The organism is Pseudonocardia sp. UM4_GMWB1, from assembly GCF_017312155.1.
Classification (GTDB): Bacteria; Actinomycetota; Actinomycetes; order Mycobacteriales; family Pseudonocardiaceae; genus Pseudonocardia; species Pseudonocardia alni.
In genome coordinates this window covers 2,996,516-3,013,200 of sequence record NZ_QJPN01000001.1, presented here as the reverse complement: position 1 = coordinate 3,013,200, position 16,685 = coordinate 2,996,516, and the positions used below count along the sequence as shown (strand labels likewise).

16 protein-coding genes are annotated in these 16,685 nt (G+C 73.3%); 5 read left to right on the top strand and 11 right to left on the bottom strand.

Annotation, left to right across the window (positions count from 1 at the left end; translation table 11 throughout):
• Nucleotides 1-140 precede the first annotated feature (140 nt).
• From DMP15_RS14430 to DMP15_RS14415, 4 genes are read left to right on the top strand one after another with little or no spacing between them, the layout of a single operon-like run.
• On the top strand, nt 141-1,436 hold the full coding sequence (locus tag DMP15_RS14430; protein ID WP_073574643.1) for an extracellular solute-binding protein: 1,296 nt from the start codon (nt 141-143) through the stop codon (nt 1,434-1,436).
• Nucleotides 1,433-2,392, top strand: coding sequence for a carbohydrate ABC transporter permease (locus DMP15_RS14425; RefSeq protein WP_073574642.1), 960 nt, complete (start codon nt 1,433-1,435; stop codon nt 2,390-2,392). Before DMP15_RS14430 ends, DMP15_RS14425 begins: the two co-directional genes overlap by 4 nt.
• Nucleotides 2,392-3,225 (top strand): carbohydrate ABC transporter permease, encoded by an 834-nt coding sequence (locus DMP15_RS14420; RefSeq protein ID WP_073575270.1) that lies wholly within the window; start codon nt 2,392-2,394, stop codon nt 3,223-3,225. The genes DMP15_RS14425 and DMP15_RS14420 overlap by 1 nt, the downstream gene beginning before the upstream one ends.
• A gap of 33 nt (nt 3,226-3,258) precedes the next feature.
• A complete protein-coding gene (locus tag DMP15_RS14415; protein ID WP_073574641.1) occupies nt 3,259-4,497 on the top strand; it encodes an ABC transporter ATP-binding protein in 1,239 nt (412 codons plus the stop codon).
• An 80-nt stretch (nt 4,498-4,577) separates the two neighbouring features.
• Here DMP15_RS14415 and DMP15_RS14410 read toward each other — a convergent pair whose 3' ends face one another.
• From DMP15_RS14410 to DMP15_RS14400, 3 genes are read right to left on the bottom strand one after another with little or no spacing between them, the layout of a single operon-like run.
• On the bottom strand, nt 4,578-6,041 hold the full coding sequence (locus tag DMP15_RS14410; protein WP_337826022.1) for a DUF2867 domain-containing protein: 1,464 nt from the start codon (nt 6,039-6,041) through the stop codon (nt 4,578-4,580).
• Between the two features lie 53 nt (nt 6,042-6,094).
• Nucleotides 6,095-6,403 carry an AzlD domain-containing protein gene (locus DMP15_RS14405; RefSeq protein ID WP_062395725.1) on the bottom strand — a complete coding sequence of 103 codons (309 nt, stop codon included), beginning with the start codon at nt 6,401-6,403 and terminating at the stop codon, nt 6,095-6,097.
• Nucleotides 6,400-7,077, bottom strand: coding sequence for an AzlC family ABC transporter permease (locus DMP15_RS14400; protein ID WP_073574639.1), 678 nt, complete (start codon nt 7,075-7,077; stop codon nt 6,400-6,402). The genes DMP15_RS14405 and DMP15_RS14400 overlap by 4 nt, the downstream gene beginning before the upstream one ends.
• A 54-nt stretch (nt 7,078-7,131) precedes the next feature.
• Between DMP15_RS14400 and DMP15_RS14395 the strand changes: the two genes are divergently transcribed.
• A complete protein-coding gene (locus DMP15_RS14395; RefSeq protein ID WP_337826021.1) occupies nt 7,132-7,692 on the top strand; it encodes a helix-turn-helix domain-containing protein in 561 nt (186 codons plus the stop codon).
• Here the strand turns inward: DMP15_RS14395 and DMP15_RS14390 are convergent, their stop codons facing one another.
• The 8 genes from DMP15_RS14390 to thrS all read right to left on the bottom strand — a co-directional run bounded on the left by DMP15_RS14390 (nt 7,693) and on the right by thrS (nt 16,674).
• Nucleotides 7,693-8,607: a glycoside hydrolase family 16 protein gene (locus tag DMP15_RS14390; RefSeq protein WP_337826020.1), complete on the bottom strand. Its 915-nt coding sequence runs from the start codon at nt 8,605-8,607 to the stop codon at nt 7,693-7,695. It abuts the gene before it with no gap.
• 1,205 nt (nt 8,608-9,812) lie between these two features.
• Nucleotides 9,813-10,730: a pyridoxal 5'-phosphate synthase lyase subunit PdxS gene (pdxS, locus tag DMP15_RS14385; RefSeq protein ID WP_073574636.1), complete on the bottom strand. Its 918-nt coding sequence runs from the start codon at nt 10,728-10,730 to the stop codon at nt 9,813-9,815.
• 16 nt (nt 10,731-10,746) lie between these two features.
• Nucleotides 10,747-11,334 (bottom strand): NUDIX hydrolase, encoded by a 588-nt coding sequence (locus DMP15_RS14380; protein WP_337826019.1) that lies wholly within the window; start codon nt 11,332-11,334, stop codon nt 10,747-10,749.
• Nucleotides 11,331-12,455 carry a glycosyltransferase family 4 protein gene (locus DMP15_RS14375; protein WP_337826018.1) on the bottom strand — a complete coding sequence of 375 codons (1,125 nt, stop codon included), beginning with the start codon at nt 12,453-12,455 and terminating at the stop codon, nt 11,331-11,333. The genes DMP15_RS14380 and DMP15_RS14375 overlap by 4 nt, the downstream gene beginning before the upstream one ends.
• On the bottom strand, nt 12,452-13,342 hold the full coding sequence (locus DMP15_RS14370) for a phosphatidylinositol mannoside acyltransferase (RefSeq protein ID WP_304580059.1): 891 nt from the start codon (nt 13,340-13,342) through the stop codon (nt 12,452-12,454). Before DMP15_RS14370 ends, DMP15_RS14375 begins: the two co-directional genes overlap by 4 nt.
• Nucleotides 13,335-13,949, bottom strand: coding sequence for a phosphatidylinositol phosphate synthase (gene pgsA / locus DMP15_RS14365; protein WP_073574633.1), 615 nt, complete (start codon nt 13,947-13,949; stop codon nt 13,335-13,337). Before pgsA ends, DMP15_RS14370 begins: the two co-directional genes overlap by 8 nt.
• 94 nt (nt 13,950-14,043) lie before the next feature.
• Nucleotides 14,044-14,601 (bottom strand): HIT family protein, encoded by a 558-nt coding sequence (locus DMP15_RS14360; protein ID WP_073574632.1) that lies wholly within the window; start codon nt 14,599-14,601, stop codon nt 14,044-14,046.
• A 9-nt stretch (nt 14,602-14,610) separates the two neighbouring features.
• Nucleotides 14,611-16,674 (bottom strand): threonine--tRNA ligase, encoded by a 2,064-nt coding sequence (gene thrS, locus DMP15_RS14355; RefSeq protein ID WP_337826017.1) that lies wholly within the window; start codon nt 16,672-16,674, stop codon nt 14,611-14,613.
• Between the last annotated feature and the right edge of the window lie 11 nt (nt 16,675-16,685).

Below are 16,685 nucleotides of genomic sequence, written 5' to 3'. Positions count from 1 at the left end.
CGTCGGCTACCAGCCTGACCGATGTGAGTCTTGACACTCCTGGGTGAAAGGCCCACAGTCTCGGTTGGAAACGCTTCCAACGTCGCCGGCGAGCGACAGGACACAGCAGCGGTATCGGACACGGGAGTTCGGAGTTGACCATGCGTCGCACACGGTGGAGGAGGACGCTGGCCGCCGGTGCGGCCACCGTCGCCCTCGCCCTGCTGGCGGGCTGCGGAGGCGCACCCGCGGGCCCGCCGGTCCTCAACTGGTACATCAACCCCGACGACGGAGGGCAGGCGGAGATCGCCCAGCGCTGCTCGGCGGCGTCGAACGGGCAGTACCGGATCGCGGTGTCGGTGCTGCCGCGCCAGTCCGCGGAGCAGCGTCAGCAGCTGATCCGCCGGCTCGCGGCCAACGACAGCTCGATCGACATCATGTCCATCGACCCGCCCTACATCCCCGAGTTCGCCGAGGCGAAGTTCCTGGCCCCGGTGCCCGAGGAGGTCGCGCAGCGGACCACCGCCGGGATCGTGAACTCCGCGAAGGAGGGCGCGAGCTGGAACGGCGAGCTGGTCACGGTGCCGTTCTGGGCCAACACCCAGCTGCTCTGGTACCGCAAGTCGCAGGTCGCCGGCACCGGGCTGGACCTGTCGAAGCCGGTCACCTGGGACCAGGTCGTCGCGACCGCGCAGGCCAAGAACTCGATCATCGCCGCGCAGGGCATCCGCGCGGAGTCGCTGACCGTCTGGCTGAACGCGCTGGTCGAGGGCGGCGGCGGGCAGATCGTCACCAACGCCTCGCCGCAGGACCCCGACGGCGTCCAGCTCGGCCTGGACTCCCCCGCCGCGACGAAGGCTGCCGAGATCATGAAGGCGGTCTCGGCCGTCGGCGGTCCCGGCTTCTCGACCAACTCCGAGGACGAGAACTCCAACGCCTTCCAGTCCGGTGACGCGATGTTCCAGGTGAACTGGCCGTTCGTGTGGGGCAAGGTCAACAGCGCCGTCGAGGAGGGGACCGTCCCGCAGTCCACGCCGGACGACTTCGGCTGGGCGCTCTACCCGCAGACCGAGGCCGGCAGGCCCTCGGCCCCGCCCTACGGCGGCATCAACCTCGGCGTCGGCGCGTTCAGCAAGCACACCGACCTGGCCTACCAGGCCACCGAGTGCATCACCTCGACCGAGAACCAGAAGCAGTACTTCCTCACCAACGGCAACCCGGCCGCCCGGATCTCGGTGTTCACCGACCCGGACGTGGTGGAGCAGTTCCCGATGGCCCCGGTCATCGCGCAGTCGCTGCAGCAGGCCAAGCCGCGCCCGCAGACGGCGTACTACAGCGAGGTCTCCGAGTCCATCCAGCGCACCTACCACCCGACCGCGGGCATCGACCCGCCGACCGTCGGCCCCGCGACCGCCGCGCTGATCAAGGCGGTCCTCGCCAAGGAGGAGCTGCTGTGACCACGACGACCGAGCGGCCCGGGACCGGGACCGGGGCCTCCCCGGCCCCGCGCGGTGCCAGTGACCGCAGCCGGGCCGAGCAGAAGCTCGGCTGGTACCTCGCGGGCCCGGCGTTCGCCGTGATGCTGCTGGTGACGGCCTACCCGATCATCCAGGCCGTCTACTACTCGCTGTTCGACTACCGGCTGACCGACCCGGACAACATCTCCTTCGTCGGCCTGAAGAACTACGCGGTCATCCTCACCGACTCGATCTGGTGGACCTCCTTCGGCGTCACGGTGTTCATCACCGTGGTCACCGTCGCGGTCGAGCTGGTGCTGGGCTTCCTGCTGGCGCTGGTCATGATGAACGCGCTCAGGGCGATCCGGCCGGTGCTGCGCGCCGCGATCCTGATCCCCTACGCGGTCATCACGGTCGTGTCGGCGTTCGCCTGGCAGTACGCGTTCTCCCTCGACTCGGGCTTCGTGAACTCCTGGTTCGGCTGGCTGCCCGGGATCTCGGCCGACACCGACTGGTTCGGCTCGACCGGCTCGTCGCTGTTCGTGATCTGCCTGGCCGAGATCTGGAAGACCACCCCGTTCATCTCGCTGCTGCTGCTCGCGGGTCTGGCCCAGGTGCCCGACGTGCTGCAGGAGGCCGCCCGCGTCGACGGCGCGACCTGGTGGCAGCGGATGTGGAAGGTCACCCTCCCGAACATGAAGGCGGCGATCATGGTCGCCCTGCTGTTCCGGACCCTGGACGCGTTCCGCGTGTTCGACTCGGTGTTCGTGATGACGGCCGGGGCGAACAGCACCGAGACGGTGTCGTTCCTGGCCTACCGCCAGACCATCGCCCGCGTCGAGATCGGGCTCGGCTCCGCGGTGTCGGTGCTGCTGTTCCTGTCCGTCGTGATCATCTGCATCGGGTTCATCAAGGGGTTCAAGGTCGACCTGTCCCAGGCCCGAGGGGAGAAGTGATGTCCACCCGCGAGAGAGTCCTCTGGATCGTCGCCGGCATCGCGATCGTCGTCTACGCCCTGTTCCCGGTGGGCTGGATCGTGTCGCTGTCGCTGAAGTCGAGCGACGACATCGCCAACAAGCAGTTCCTGCCGACCTCGGTGTCGTGGGACAACTACTCCCAGATCCTCGTCGGGGACGCGGCCGGGCTGTTCCTGCCCGCGCTGCGCAACTCCTTCGGCATCTGCATCATCGCGACGTTCCTGGCGTGCGTGCTGTCGATGTTCGCCGCCTACGCGATCGCCCGGCTCGACTTCCGGGGCAAGAAGCTGATCCTGTCGACCGCGCTGGCGGTGGCGATCTTCCCGGTCATCTCGATCGTGACGCCGCTGTTCAACCTGTGGCGCCAGATCGGGCTCTACGACACCTGGCCCGGCCTGATCATCCCCTACCTGTCGCTGACCCTGCCGCTGTCGATCTGGACCATGTCGGCGTTCTTCCGCGAGATCCCGTGGGAGATGGAGCAGGCCGCGCAGGTCGACGGCGCCACCACCTGGCAGGCGTTCCGCAAGGTGATCGTCCCGCTGGCGACGCCCGGGGTGTTCACCACCGCGATCCTGGCGTTCTTCATCGCCTGGAACGACTTCGCCTACGGCATCTCGCTGACCTCGACCGGCGCGTCCCGCCCGGTCCCGGCCGCGCTGGGCCTGTTCTCCGGGGCCTCGCAGTTCGAGTCGCCGAACGGCCCGATCGCCGCCGCCGCGGTGATCGTGACCATCCCCGTCGTCGTGCTCGTCCTGCTGTTCCAGCGGCGCATCGTCGCCGGTCTGACCAACGGCGCCGTCAAGGGCTGACACCCCGTACACAGAGAGAGGAACCGACCGGCCATGGCGTCGATCGAGATGAAGAACATCGTCAAGAAGTACGGGGACGGCTTCCCGGCCGTGAACGACGTGAGCATGGACATCGCCGACGGCGAGTTCATGATCCTCGTCGGCCCGTCCGGCTGCGGGAAGTCCACGCTGCTGCGGATGATCGTCGGTCTGGAGGACATCACCTCCGGCGACATGGTCATCGCCGGCAGCCGCGTCAACGACAAGGCCCCGCGGGACCGCAACCTGTCCATGGTGTTCCAGAACTACGCGCTCTACCCGCACCTGTCGGTCTTCGAGAACATCGCGTTCCCGCTGCGTCTGGCCAAGGCGCCCGAGGACGAGATCACGCAGAAGGTCGACACCGCGGCGAAGGTCCTGGAGCTGCAGGAGCACCTGCAGCGCAAGCCCGCGAACCTGTCCGGCGGTCAGCGCCAGCGGGTCGCGATGGGCCGTGCCATCGTCCGCGACGCCGACGCGTTCCTGTTCGACGAGCCGCTGTCCAACCTGGACGCGAAGCTGCGCGGGCAGATGCGCACCGAGATCGCCCGCCTGCAGCGCCGCCTCGGTATCACCACCGTCTACGTCACACACGACCAGACCGAGGCGATGACCCTCGGCGATCGGGTCTGTGTCCTGCGCAAGGGCGTCATCCAGCAGGTCGCCTCGCCGCGCGAGCTCTACGAGCAGCCGGTCAACCTGTTCGTCGCCGGGTTCATCGGGTCGCCGCCGATGAACTTCCTGCCCGCGACCGTGGCCGGGAACCGGCTGGAGACGCCGTTCGGCCCGATCGAGCTCGACGCCGCGCGCGCCGAGAAGGTCGCCGGTCGCGAGCTGGTGCTGGTCGGCATCCGGCCGGAGTACTTCGAGGACGCGTCACTGGTCGACGAGGCCAAGAAGCACGTCGGGTCGACCTTCACCGCGAAGGTCGACGTGACCGAGTGGCTGGGCGACTCGCAGTACGCCTACATCCCCTACGAGGCCCCGGCCGAGGTGGAGACCAAGCTCAAGGAGCTGTCGCGGGAGCTCGACGCCGATCAGCTGCGTACGCAGGCGATCGTGTCGATCGACTCGACCAGCCGGATCCGGGAGGGCCGCGACGCCGAGTTCTGGCTGGACGCGCGGAAGATCCACGTGTTCGACCCGGAGTCGGGCGAGAACCTCACCCGCGACCCCGAGGCCGGCGCCGAGCTGACGCGGCTCGCGGCCGAGGACCGCGCCGAGCAGGTGGCCCAGGCCCGCAGCCGGGGCTGAGGCGCCGCCCCCGTCGCCCCCAGGGGAACTCTCGTGGCTTAGAGCGCTACGAGAGTTCCCCTGGGGGCACCCCGGAGGGGTCAGAGGGCGCGGACGTCGCGCCGGTAGCGGGTCTCGGCGACCCCGGCGAGGGTCCGCGCCATCACGGCGAACACGAAGCGCTGCGACGGGTAGGCCGCCAGCCATCCCAGCCGCCCGGCCATCCCGCGTGGGGTGAACCGCAGGGTCTGGGTGTAGCGGCTGGTCAGCCGGTCGGTCGGGGCGACGGTGAGCTCGAGCCGGGCGTCGCCGGGGAGCCGGTCCGCGGCGCGCAGCACCAGCCGCCGCCCCGGTTCGACGATCTCGACGGTCCAGCGGTCCAGGGGCTCACCCGGGAGGAGCCGGGCCGGGCCGTCGCCGTGCCGGCGCGGGACGACACCGGGCCCACCGGCGAGGACGTCGAGGTGGCCGGTCAGCGTCGCGACGCCCGGGACGGTGTACCAGCCGTGCGGGCCGCCGAGCGTCTCGATCACCGACCAGACGGCGCGGGCGGGAGCGGCCACGTCGCGGGTGTCGGTCGTCGACCACTCCAGCGGACCGGTGCCGGGCGGGTCGGACGGCCCCGGCCCGGCCGCGCCGACGCCGTCGAGAGCGCGGCGGACCGCCGTGCGGTACGGGGTCCGGCCGCCGGGCGGGGTGCCGATGAGCGCGTCGAGGGCCGCGAGGTCGTCGGGGTCGGCCACCAGCTCGTGCCGCATGGACTCGACCAGCGGCTCGGCCAGCCCGCGGCCGACCGGGGTGAGCGCGGCGACGGCGCGGGCGGTGAGCCGCGGCGCGGACAGCGGGACGGGCACCGGGAACGGCCGCAGCAGTCCTGCCTCGGCGGCGAACTCGCTCATCAGGGACCGGTAGGTGTGCACGTCGGGACCGCCGACGTCGAACGCCCGGTCCACCCCGGCGGGCAGGTCGAGGCAGCCGACGAGGTCGTACAGCACGTCGTCGACGGCGATCGGCTGGATCCGGTTCCAGGCGCGGTCGGGCAGCGGCAGGACCAGCGGACCGCCCATCGCGGTCTCGGTGAGGTGCCGGATCATCTCGAAGCTGGCCGAGCCGGTGCCGACGACGATCCCGGCCCGCAGCACGGCGGTCGGGACGGGCCCGGTGAGCAGGATGTCCCCGACCTCGCGGCGCGAGGACAGGTGCTGCGACACCCGCCGGGTGCCGGCCTCGGGCTGCAGCCCGCCCAGGTAGACGATGCGGCGTACACCGGCCGCGGCGGCGCCGTCGGCCAGCGCGTGCGCGGCGGTGCGGTCGCGGTCGGCGTAGCCGGGGCCGTCCATGGCGTGCACCAGGTGGACGACGGCGTCGACACCCTCGCAGGCCCGGCGCACGTCGGCCGGTTCCCGGGCGTCGCCACGGACCGCGTCGACCGCCTCCCCCCACGGGTGCGCGGCCAGCTTGCCCGGGGTGCGGGCGAGCACCCGGACGTCGTGGCCGGCGTCGAGCAGGCGCGGGACGAGCCGGGAGCCGACGTAGCCGGTGGCGCCGAGGACGAGCACGTGCATGGGTCGATCCTCGCGGTCCCCGGCGCGGGGCGCGCGCCGGGGTGACGACCGGCTCAGGCGATCCCGGCCAGCCGCAGCCCGGCCGTCGTCGCCGCGGCGAGGACGACGACCAGCACGAACGGCACCCGGAGCAGCAGCGCACCGGCGGCCACGGCGACCCCGGCCGGGCGGGCCCAGCCGGCGAACCCGGCCCCCTCGAACCAGGTGCCGGTCGCGACGAGCGCGACGAGCAGCCCGACCGCGCCCAGCTCGACCAGGCGCACGGTGCGCGGGGACAGGGCGACCCGGTCGTGCAGGACCAGCGGCAGCAGCCGCATGAGGTAGGTCCCGCCGGCGAGGACGAGCAGCGCGGCGACGGTCACGGCTGCTCCCCCCTGGTCCGGCCGGCCGCCCCGACGCCGAGCAGGCCGGCCAGCACGGGCAGGCCCGCGGGCAGGAACGGCGCGCAGGCCAGCGACAGGGTGGCGGCGGCCGCGCCGACCCGACGGGCGTCGACCCGGCGCAGCATCGGGACGAGCATGGCCAGCAGCGCGGCCGGGAAGGCGGCGTCGAGCCCGAACGCGGCCGGGTCCGGGACGCTCGCCCCGAGCACCAGACCGGCCGCGGTGCCGAGCTGCCAGCAGAGGTACTTCGCGACGCCGAGGATGCGGAACGCGCGCCATCCCCGCCCGGGGACGTCGGTACGGGCCAGGACGAACGCCGTCGACTCGTCGGTGACGACGTGCGCCGCGGGCAGCCGTGCCCAACCACCGCCCAGGTGACGGGCCAGGGCCAGGCCGAACGGCAGGTGCCGCAGGTTGAGCACCAGCCCCGCGGCGACGGCGGCCCACACACCGCCCCCGGCGGCCAGCACTCCGGTGACGAGCAGCTGGGCGCCGCCCGCGAACACGAGCAGCGACATCGCCATCGTCATGGCCGGGGACAACCCGGCGGCCGGTGCGAGCGCGCCGAAGGAGACCCCGACGACGGCGACGGCCACCGAGATGGTGACGGCGTCGCGGACGTCCCCGCGGGTCGTTCGCTGTATCGAACGCATGCCCGATACAGTGAACAACAGCGGCTGTGTTCGTCAAGTCGAACGAGGAGACCGATGAATCGAACGCCTGAGCCACCGCTCGCGACGATCGCGGCGGCCATCCGCCGGGAACGGGAGCGCCTCGGCATCTCCTCGGCCGAGCTCGCCCGCCGGGCGGGCATCGCGAAGTCGACGTTGTCGCAGCTGGAGGCGGGGACCGGCAACCCGAGTGTGGAGACGCTCTGGGCGATCGCGGTCGTCGCCGGGGTCCCGTTCAGCGCGCTGGTGGAGCCGCCGTCGTTGCCGGTGCGGGTGGTGCGGTTCGCCGACCGTCCCGCGATCCGGTCGGAGGAGGCCGCCTACACCGGAGCACTGCTGTCCCCGTGCCCGCCGGGGGCGCGCCGCGACCTGCACCTGGCCACCTGCGAGCCGGGGCCGCCCCGGGCCGCCGACGCGCACTCCCCCGGCACCGTCGAGCACGTGGTGGTGTCGGCGGGCCGGTGGGTGATCGGGCCGGAGGGCGAGGAGATCGAGCTGGACCCGGGGGACCATCTGACGTTCCCCGCCGACCGCCCGCACTCCTACCGCGCGCTCACCCCGGGTGCGACCGCGGTGATGGTCATGGAGTACCGCTGATCAGGTACCGCTCGCCCCGCGGGTCGCCGAGCCGGGCTCCCGGTCCGGCCCGCCCTCGGTGATGCGGTGCAGCAGTCCGTCGAGGAGCCCCTCGTCGTTGCCCCCCGCGTCGCCGGAGTCGTCCCCGCCCTTCTCGGACTCGGGCAGGGCGTACTGGCGGACCCAGTCGACCTGCATCTCCGAGGGCTTCACGGCGCCGCCGCCCTTGGGGAACCAGTCGAGCTGGATCGTCAGGTGCATCGGCCCGGGCGGCAGGACCGACGTGTCGTCGGTGTGCCACCACTGCTTGCCGTCGACGAAGGCGGTCACACCCTTCGGCGTCCACTCGACCGCCCAGTTGTGCCACTGGGTCGCGTCGATGTCGACCGAACCCTGGACCTGGGAGTTGTCCTCGCCGTAGTGCAGGAACAGGTTGGTCTTCTGCCGGGTGTGGTCGGTCATCTCCATGAAGTCGATCTCACCGCCGACCGGGAAGTTCTCGGCGGTCGGCCAGAGCAGCAGCAACGCGTTGTACGACGGGTCCGACGCGGGCGCCCGCACCCGGCCCTCCCAGCGGCCGTACTTCTGGCTGCCGTCGGACCAGGCCATGCCGCCGGTGGTGCCGTCGGCGTCGCCGTCGATGGTCAGCAGGCCGTCCTTCACCGAGATCGCCGACGGGGAACGAGCCCCCTTGCCGGCGTGGCCTGGTCCGTCGTAGGGGCTCCAGCCCGAGAGGGCGTCGCCGTCGAAGTCGTCGACCTTGGTGGGCTCACCCCAGCCGTGCGCGACGGCGGCGGTGGTCGCCGCGCCCGGGTAGGCCGGGGCCGCCGGGGCCGCCGGGGCCGCCGGGGCCGCCGGGGCCGCCGGGGCCTCCGGGGCCTCCGGGGCCTCCGGGGCCTCCGGGGCCGCCGGGGCTGCCGGGGCTGTGCAGTCCACGGGGGCGGGGGTCGCACCGGGGGCCGGTTCGTCGGCCGGGGTGGTCGCGGCGCCACCGGACGCGGTGCCCGGGGTCGCGTTCGCCGAGGTCGTGTCAGCGGGTGATCCCGGGGCGCCGGCCTGGTCGCCGGCCGAGCCGCCCCGGTCGCCGGCCGGACCGCCCTGGTCGCCGGCCGGACCGCGGTCGCCGCTCGGAGCGCCGTCCTCGCCCGAAGTCGTGTCGTCGCCCGAAGTCGTGTCGTCGCCCGAAGTCGTGTCGTCGCCCGAAGTCGTGTCGTCGCCCGAAGTCGTGTCACTGCCCGAGCCCGTGTCGGGGGTCGTGTCGTCGCCGGAACCCTGGTCTCCGCCCGAGCCGTGGTCGTCGCCGGAACCCTGGTCTCCGCCCGGCTGCCGGTCATCGGCGGAGTCCTGCTTCTTGTCGCCGGTGCCGGAGTCGCCCGCGCCCGATGTCGTGTCGCCGGAGTCCCCACCGGAACCCGAGCCCTGGGCGGAGCCGGAGCCACCGTCGTCACCCGAACCGGACCCGGCGTCGTTCCCCGAGCCGCCCGATCCCGACGATCCCCCGTGGCCGCCGGAGCCGGAGTCGTCGCCGCCCGAGCCGCCGTCATCGCCCCCCGGCCCGTCCCCCTCGGGCCCGGCCGCCCCGGGGGCGGCGGAGGCGCCGGGCTTCCCCGACCCGGTGCGTCTGTCACCACCGGTGGCCGGATCACCCGAACCGGCTCCCCCACCCGGGGCGGTACCCGTCGTGGGGCAGTCCGCGGTCGTCGTCGCACCCGGTCGGCCGTCCCCCGTGTCCGCGAACGCCGCAGCCGGAAAGCTGATCAACATCGCGGCGGCGATCGCCACGACTCTCACAGAGCGTCCCATCAGGCTCCTCCGCAACAGTGGTCTCCTGATCCCCACGGAACGCTAGATGCCACAGAGTCACCACGAGCACCTGTGTCACCACATCGAGTAGGCAACCCCTCCACCGAGCGACCGCAGAACGTGGCCGGAACGGACACCTCACGCGTCCGAGGGACCGATCGGGTCACCGGACCGTGGCCCGTACCCGGCCCCGTCCCCCGCCGCACGGGTTCCGTACGCGCCGCACGGGTCCGGACCCGTGCGGCGCGTACGGAACCTGTGCGGCAGCGGGGCCGGGAACGACGAGAGCCCCGTCCGGCGGGATGCCGGACGGGGCTCTCGGGGCGGAGCGGGGGTGCTTACCAGCCGCGAGCGGCGTAGCGCTGCTCCTCGGGGATGTCGGCGATGTTGATGCCGACCATGGCCTCGCCGAGACCGCGGGAGACCTTGGCGATCATCTCGGGGTCGTCGTGGAAGGTCGTGGCCTTCACGATCGCCGACGCGCGCTGCGCCGGGTCGCCGGACTTGAAGATGCCGGAGCCGACGAACACGCCCTCGGCGCCGAGCTGCATCATCATCGCGGCGTCGGCCGGGGTCGCGATGCCACCGGCGGTGAACAGCACGACCGGCAGCTTCCCGGTGCGGGCGACCTCCGCGACCAGCTCGACCGGGGCGCGCAGCTCCTTGGCCGCGATGTAGAGCTCGGCGGCGTCGAGCGAGGCGAGCCGGCCGATCTCGGCGCGGATCGAGCGCATGTGCCGGGTGGCCTCGACGACGTTGCCGGTGCCGGCCTCACCCTTCGAGCGGATCATCGCCGCGCCCTCGGAGATGCGGCGCAGGGCCTCACCGAGGTTGGTGGCACCGCAGACGAACGGGGCGGTGAAGCTCCACTTGTCGATGTGGTGGGCCTCGTCGGCCGGAGTCAGCACCTCGGACTCGTCGATGTAGTCGACGCCGAGGGACTGCAGGACCCGGGCCTCGACGAAGTGGCCGATGCGGGCCTTCGCCATGACCGGGATGGACACGGCCTCGACGATGCCGGTGATCATGTCCGGGTCCGACATGCGGGCCACGCCGCCGTTGGCACGGATGTCGGCCGGGACGCGCTCCAGGGCCATGACGGCGACGGCCCCGGCGTCCTCGGCGATCTTGGCCTGATCCGGGGTGACGACGTCCATGATCACGCCGCCCTTCAGCATCTCGGCCATCCCGCGCTTCACCCGCGCGGTGCCGTGCTGCGGACCGGCGGTGTCGGGGGTGTTCTCAGCTGCGGACACGGGTGATCGGAGCTCCTCACATGACGGTCGGACTGCGTGGCGATTCTACGTGAGGTCGCGCAGGTGAACGCGGCGGTTCCGGATCGGCGATCTCGAAGTACACCGGCTCCGGTGCGGTGCCGTGCAGCCGCAGCATCCGTACCAGCCGCCGGGACCGCAGGGCACGGGTGTCGCGGACGGCGTCGTTGTGCACCCGGCGGGCCAGCACGACCAGTGCCTCGACATCGGCGAGGTCGTCACAGGGCCCCGGCCGGCCCGGCCCCCGCCCGACGACGGCGAGCTGCCTGGTCAGGGCGTTCTCCGCGGCCTCGCGGGCGGCGCGGCTCCCGGCCGGGTCCCGGCCGTCCGGGGCCGGAGCGGGCAGTGCCCGCGCGGCGACGGCGGCCTGTCGCAGGTCCGGCGGTGCGGCGGGACCGAGGGCGTCGGCGACGGCGAGCGCGACCCGGGCCCGGGAGTCCAGCGCCGCGGCGAGCCCGGCCCGGGCGGCGTCGACCCGCACGTGCAGGCGGTGCAGGCGCCGGACCCGTGTCACGCACCACAGGGTGAGAGCCGCCACCAGCAGCGTCGCGAGGACCACTCCCCCGGCGACGACGGCCGCGCTCACCGCGCGCCCCCGCGCACGAGCGGCCGTGGCGCGCCGGCGATCGCGGCCCGGTACACACGCAGCACGTCGGAGGCCACGACCGGCCAGTCGTAGCGCTGCGCCCGGTCCCGCCCGGCGGCGGCGAACCGGGCGCGGGCGGTCCCGTCGTCGAGCAGGCGGGTGAGCGCGGCGGCCAGGGCGGCGTCGTCGCCGGGTGGGAACAGTGCACCGGCGCGGCCGTCGTCGAGCACGGCACGGAAGGACTCGAGGTCAGCGGCCAGCACCGGGGCGCCCGCGGCCATGGCCTCGGTCAGCACCATCCCGAAGCTCTCCCCGCCGCGGTGCGGTGCGCAGAACACCGCGACCGAGCGCAGCGCGGCGGCCTTGGTCGCCTCGTCGACCGGCCCGAGCAGGTCGATCCGGCCCGCCAGGCCCGGTCCCGCGGCGCGCCGCAGCCGGTCGCCGTCGCCGCGGCCGACGACGAGCAACCGCACGTCCGGGCGGTCGGCGACGACCCGGCGCAGCGCGGCCAGCAGCACCGGCATGCCCTTGCGCGGCTCATCGAAGCGGCCGACGTAGCCGACCCGCACGGCGGGCGGCAGGTCCAGTGCCGGCCCGTGGGCGAACCGGGCGAGGTCGACACCGTTGGGGATCTCGGTGGCGTCCCCGCCCAGGTGCTCGACCTGGACCCGGCGGGCGGTCGCCGACACCGCGATCCGCGCCGTGACCCGCTCCAGCAGGGGGCGCGCCACGGGTCCGAACGCGGCGAGGGCCCGGGACCGCTCGGTGGAGGTGTGGAAGGTCGCGACGACCGGTCCGCGGGCGTCGAGCAGCGCGAGCGCCGACACCGACGGGGTCGTGGGCTCGTGGACGTGCAGCACGTCGAAGTTGTGCGCGGCGAGCCAGCGCCGGGTGCGGTGGCGGGTCAGCGGGCCGAACGCGACGCGGGCGACGGAGCCGTTGTAGGGGACGCCGACGGCCCGCCCGGCCGGGGTGACGAACTCGGGCGCGGTGCCGGTCGTCGGGGCCAGGACCTCGACCGTGTGCCCGAGCGTGCGCAGCGCGGCTGCCAGGTCCAGGACGTGACGCTGCACTCCCCCGGCGACGTCGAGGGAGTACGGGCAGACGATCCCGATCCTCATCCCGTGCCGACCGGCTGGAGCATGTGCCAGTCCCACGGACGGCGGGCGATCATGTCGCCGAACGCGTCGGCGAGGTGCTGGACGGCGCCGGGACCGGGCGGGACCGGCACGCCGACCTCGACGCCCCAGGCGTCGTCGGTGAAGTAGGGGTAGGCCGGGTGCAGCGCGGCGCCGGTCAGCCGGGCGAGCCGCGCCGGGCCGGACGGCAGCCGGGCGGGCCCTCCGAGGAACGTCACGCCGGTCCCGGTGCCGGTCAGGTCGCGGTCGGCGACCAGGCAGACGACCCCGCCGCGGCGCAGCCGCCCGGTCAGCGCTCGGTGCGCGGCGCGAGGGTCGTCGGCGGTCACGACCTCGAACCCGAGCGCGCGCCGGTAGGCGAGGAACCGGCGGAACAGCGGCTCGGGACGCAGCCGCTGCACGACGGTGGTCAGCGCCGGTTCGAGCCCGAGCCGGTCGAGCTCGCGCAGCAGGTAGAGCCCGGCGAGGTCCCAGTTGCCGGCGTGCGGGAGGGCGAACACGACCCCGCGCCCGGACCGGGTGGCCGCCAGCGCGCCGGCGACGCCGTGGGCGTGCGGGTGCATCGCGGCGTGCACCGCGGCGGGGTCGAGGCCGGGCAGTGCGAACGCCTCGCGCCAGTAGCGGGCGTAGCTGCGCATCCCGGCGGCGACCAGTGCGTCGAGCTCGGCGGGGGTCGCGTCGGGACGGGCCCGGCGCAGGTTGTGCCGCAGCCGTCGCACCCCGGGGCCGTCGCGGCGGACCGCGAGCGCGGCGCCTGCGTCGAACACCCGTCCGGCGACGCCGGCCGGGAGCCGCCCCGCGACCCGCCAGCCCGCCGCGTACCCGGCGGCGCTCAACGCGTCGGTGGTGCGCGTCCGCAGGTCAGGCACGCGGTGCCTCGCGGGAGCTGTGCCGCACCGCCAGGATCCGCTGGCCGAGGGTCACCGCCGTCCCGATCGCCAGCACGACGAGGGTGACGGTCAGCGCCCACGGCACCCCGATGCCGGACAGGAACGCCCCGACCAGGCCGAGGATGAGCCGTTCGGCGCGTTCGACGAGGCCGCCCTCGGCGGTGAGCCCGACGGACTCGGCGCGGGCCTTGACGTACGACACGATCTGGCCACCGACCAGGGCCACCAGCGCGGCGGCACCGGCCAGGGGCTCGGCCCCGCCGTTCAGCGCCCACCAGGCGAGCCCGGCGAACAGGGCGCCGTCGACGATCCGGTCGCAGGTGGAGTCGAGCACCGCCCCGAACGGGGTGCCGTGCCCGCGGGCGCGGGCCATCGCGCCGTCGATCAGGTCGGTCAGCACGAAGAGGGTGACCAGCACCGCGCCGAGGGCCAGCAGGCCGGTCGGCAGGAACGCCAACGAGCAGGTCACGGCCCCGACGGTGCCGAGCACGGTCACGGTGTCCGGGCTGACACCACGGTCGATCAGGGCCCGCCCGACGGGGTCGGTGAGCCGGTTGACGTGCGCGCGGGCGAACAGGTTCAGCATCGGCGGCTGCGTGCTCCCGTGCAGGACGGCGGCGGTGGGGGACGCTGCCAGCGTAGTCCGATACCGGGTCCGCCCGCCGTCGGCGCGGCCGGAGTCAGCGACGTGGCGGTTCCCACGCCTGTGCCAGCTGGTCGCGGGTCTCGGCGAGCAGCTGCGGGATCACCTTCGTCTGCCCGACGACGGCGATGAAGTTCGCGTCCCCGCCCCAGCGCGGGACGACGTGCTGGTGCAGGTGCTCGGCCAGCGAGCCGCCCGCGACGTGGCCCAGGTTGAGCCCCACGTTGAACGCGTGCGGCGCCGCGATCCGCTTCATGGTCACGACGGCCTGGCGGGTGAACGCCATCAGCTCGCCCGCCTCGGAGTCGGTGAGGTCCTCCAGGTCCGCGACGTGCCGGTAGGGCAGCACCATCAGGTGCCCCGGGTTGTACGGGTGCAGGTTGAGCAGCGCGAACACCTCGTCCCCGCGGGCGACGACGAGGTTGTCCGCGTCCGGGTCCGTCGAGTCGCCCAGGGTGTCCCCCCGGGCGATCCGGCAGAACGGGCAGCCGGTGTCACCGGCGCCCTGGATGTAGGCGAGCCGGTGCGGGGTCCACAGCCGGGCGAAGCCGTCGGGCGTCCCGGTCCCCTCCTGCGGGACCCACTCCTGCTCCATGAGCCGATCCTAGGCGTCGACCCCGAAGCTCTCCGCGGTCGGCGAGGTGTTCGTGCGCGACCGCACCCACTCGATGATCGAGGTGACCGCCTGCTCGACCGGCACCGCGTTCGTCTGCGAGCCGTCGCGGAAACGGAAGCTCACCGCGCCGGCCTCGACGTCGCGACCGCCCACGAGCATCAGGAACGGCACCTTCTGCAGCGTGTGGGTGCGGATCTTCTTCTGCATCCGGTCGTCGCCGGAGTCGACGTCGATCCGGATGCCCGCGGCGCGCAGCCGGGCGGCGATGCCGCGGACGTAGTCGTCCTGGGCCTCGGTGACCGGGATCCCCACCACCTGGACGGGGGCGAGCCACGCCGGGAAGGCACCGGCGTAGTGCTCGGTGAGCACGCCGAAGAAGCGCTCGATCGAGCCGAACAGCGCGCGGTGGATCATGACCGGTCGCTGCCGGGAGCCGTCCGAGGAGGTGTACTCCAGCTCGAAGCGGTCCGGCAGCATCAGGTCGACCTGGATGGTCGACATCTGCCAGTAGCGGCCGATCGCGTCGCGGGCCTGCACCGAGATCTTGGGCGCGTAGAACGCGGCGCCGCCCGGGTCGTCGTGCAGGGTCAGCCCGAAGCTCTCGGCGGCGTCGCGCAGCGCCTGGGTGGCCTCGGCCCACGACTCGTCGGAGCCGATCGACTTCTCCGGGTTGCGGGTCGACAGCTCCAGGTAGAAGTCGTCGAGGCCGTAGTCGCGCAGCAGGTCCAGCACGAACTGCAGCAGGCTGCGGATCTCACCCTGCATCTGCTCACGGGTGCAGTAGATGTGCGCGTCGTCCTGGCTGAACCCGCGGGCCCGGGTCAGCCCGTGCACCACACCGGACTTCTCGTAGCGGTAGACGGTGCCGAACTCGAACAGCCGCAGCGGCAGCTCGCGGTAGGACCGTCCGCGCGAGGCGAAGATCAGGTTGTGCATCGGGCAGTTCATCGGCTTGAGGTAGTAGTCGACGGCCGGCCGCTTCAGCTCGCCGTCGGCGGTGTACTCCGCGTCGAGCTGCATGGGCGGGTACATGCCCTCGGCGTACCACTCCAGGTGCCCGGACTTCTCGAACAGCGCGCCCTTGGTGGCGTGCGGGGTGTAGACGAACTCGTACCCGGCCGCGGCGTGCCGCTCGCGGGACAGGTCCTCCAGCTCCTTGCGGACGACGCCGCCCTTGGGGTGGAAGACCGGCAGGCCCGACCCGATCTCGTCGGGGAAGCTGAACAGGTCCAGCTCGCTGCCCAGGCGGCGGTGGTCGCGCCGCTCGGCCTCGGCGATGCGCTCCAGGTAGGCGTCGTGCGCCTCCTGCGACTCCCACGCGGTGCCGTAGATCCGCTGGAGCTGGGCGTTGCGCTGGTCGCCCCGCCAGTACGCGGCGGCCGAGCGGGTCAGCGAGAACGCCGGGATGAACTTGGTGGTCGGCAGGTGCGGGCCACGGCACAGGTCCGACCAGACGACGGCGCCGGTGTGGGCGTGCACGTTGTCGTAGACGGTGAGCTCGCCGGAGGAGTCGACCTCCATGACCTCCCCGCTGTCGACGGAGTCGTCCGTCGACTTCAGGTCGATCAGCTCCAGCTTGTACGGCTGGTCGGCCAGCTCGGCGCGGGCCTCGTCCTGCGAGGCGTAGCGACGGCGCTCGAAGCGCTGCCCCGCCTTCACGATCTTCTTCATCGCCGACTCGATCTTCTTCAGATCCTCGGGGGTGAAGGGGGTGTCGACGTCGAAGTCGTAGTAGAAGCCGTCGGTGACCGGCGGGCCGATGCCCAGCTTGGCCTTCGGGAACAGCTGCTGGACGGCCTGGGCGAGCACGTGCGCCGCCGAGTGCCGGATGACGCTGCGCCCCTCCTCGGTGTTCGCCGGGACCGGGACGACCTCGGCGTCGGCCTCGGGGGCCCAGGCCAGGTCGCGCAGGGCACCCTCGGCGTCGCGCACGACGACGATCGCCTCGGGACCGCTGGTCGGCAGCCCGCCCTCCCGGACGCGCGCGCCGGCGGTCGTCCCGGCCGGCACCCGGATCGGGGCGGACGCGGGCGGGGCGGACGGTGCGGACACGGGGGTGCCTC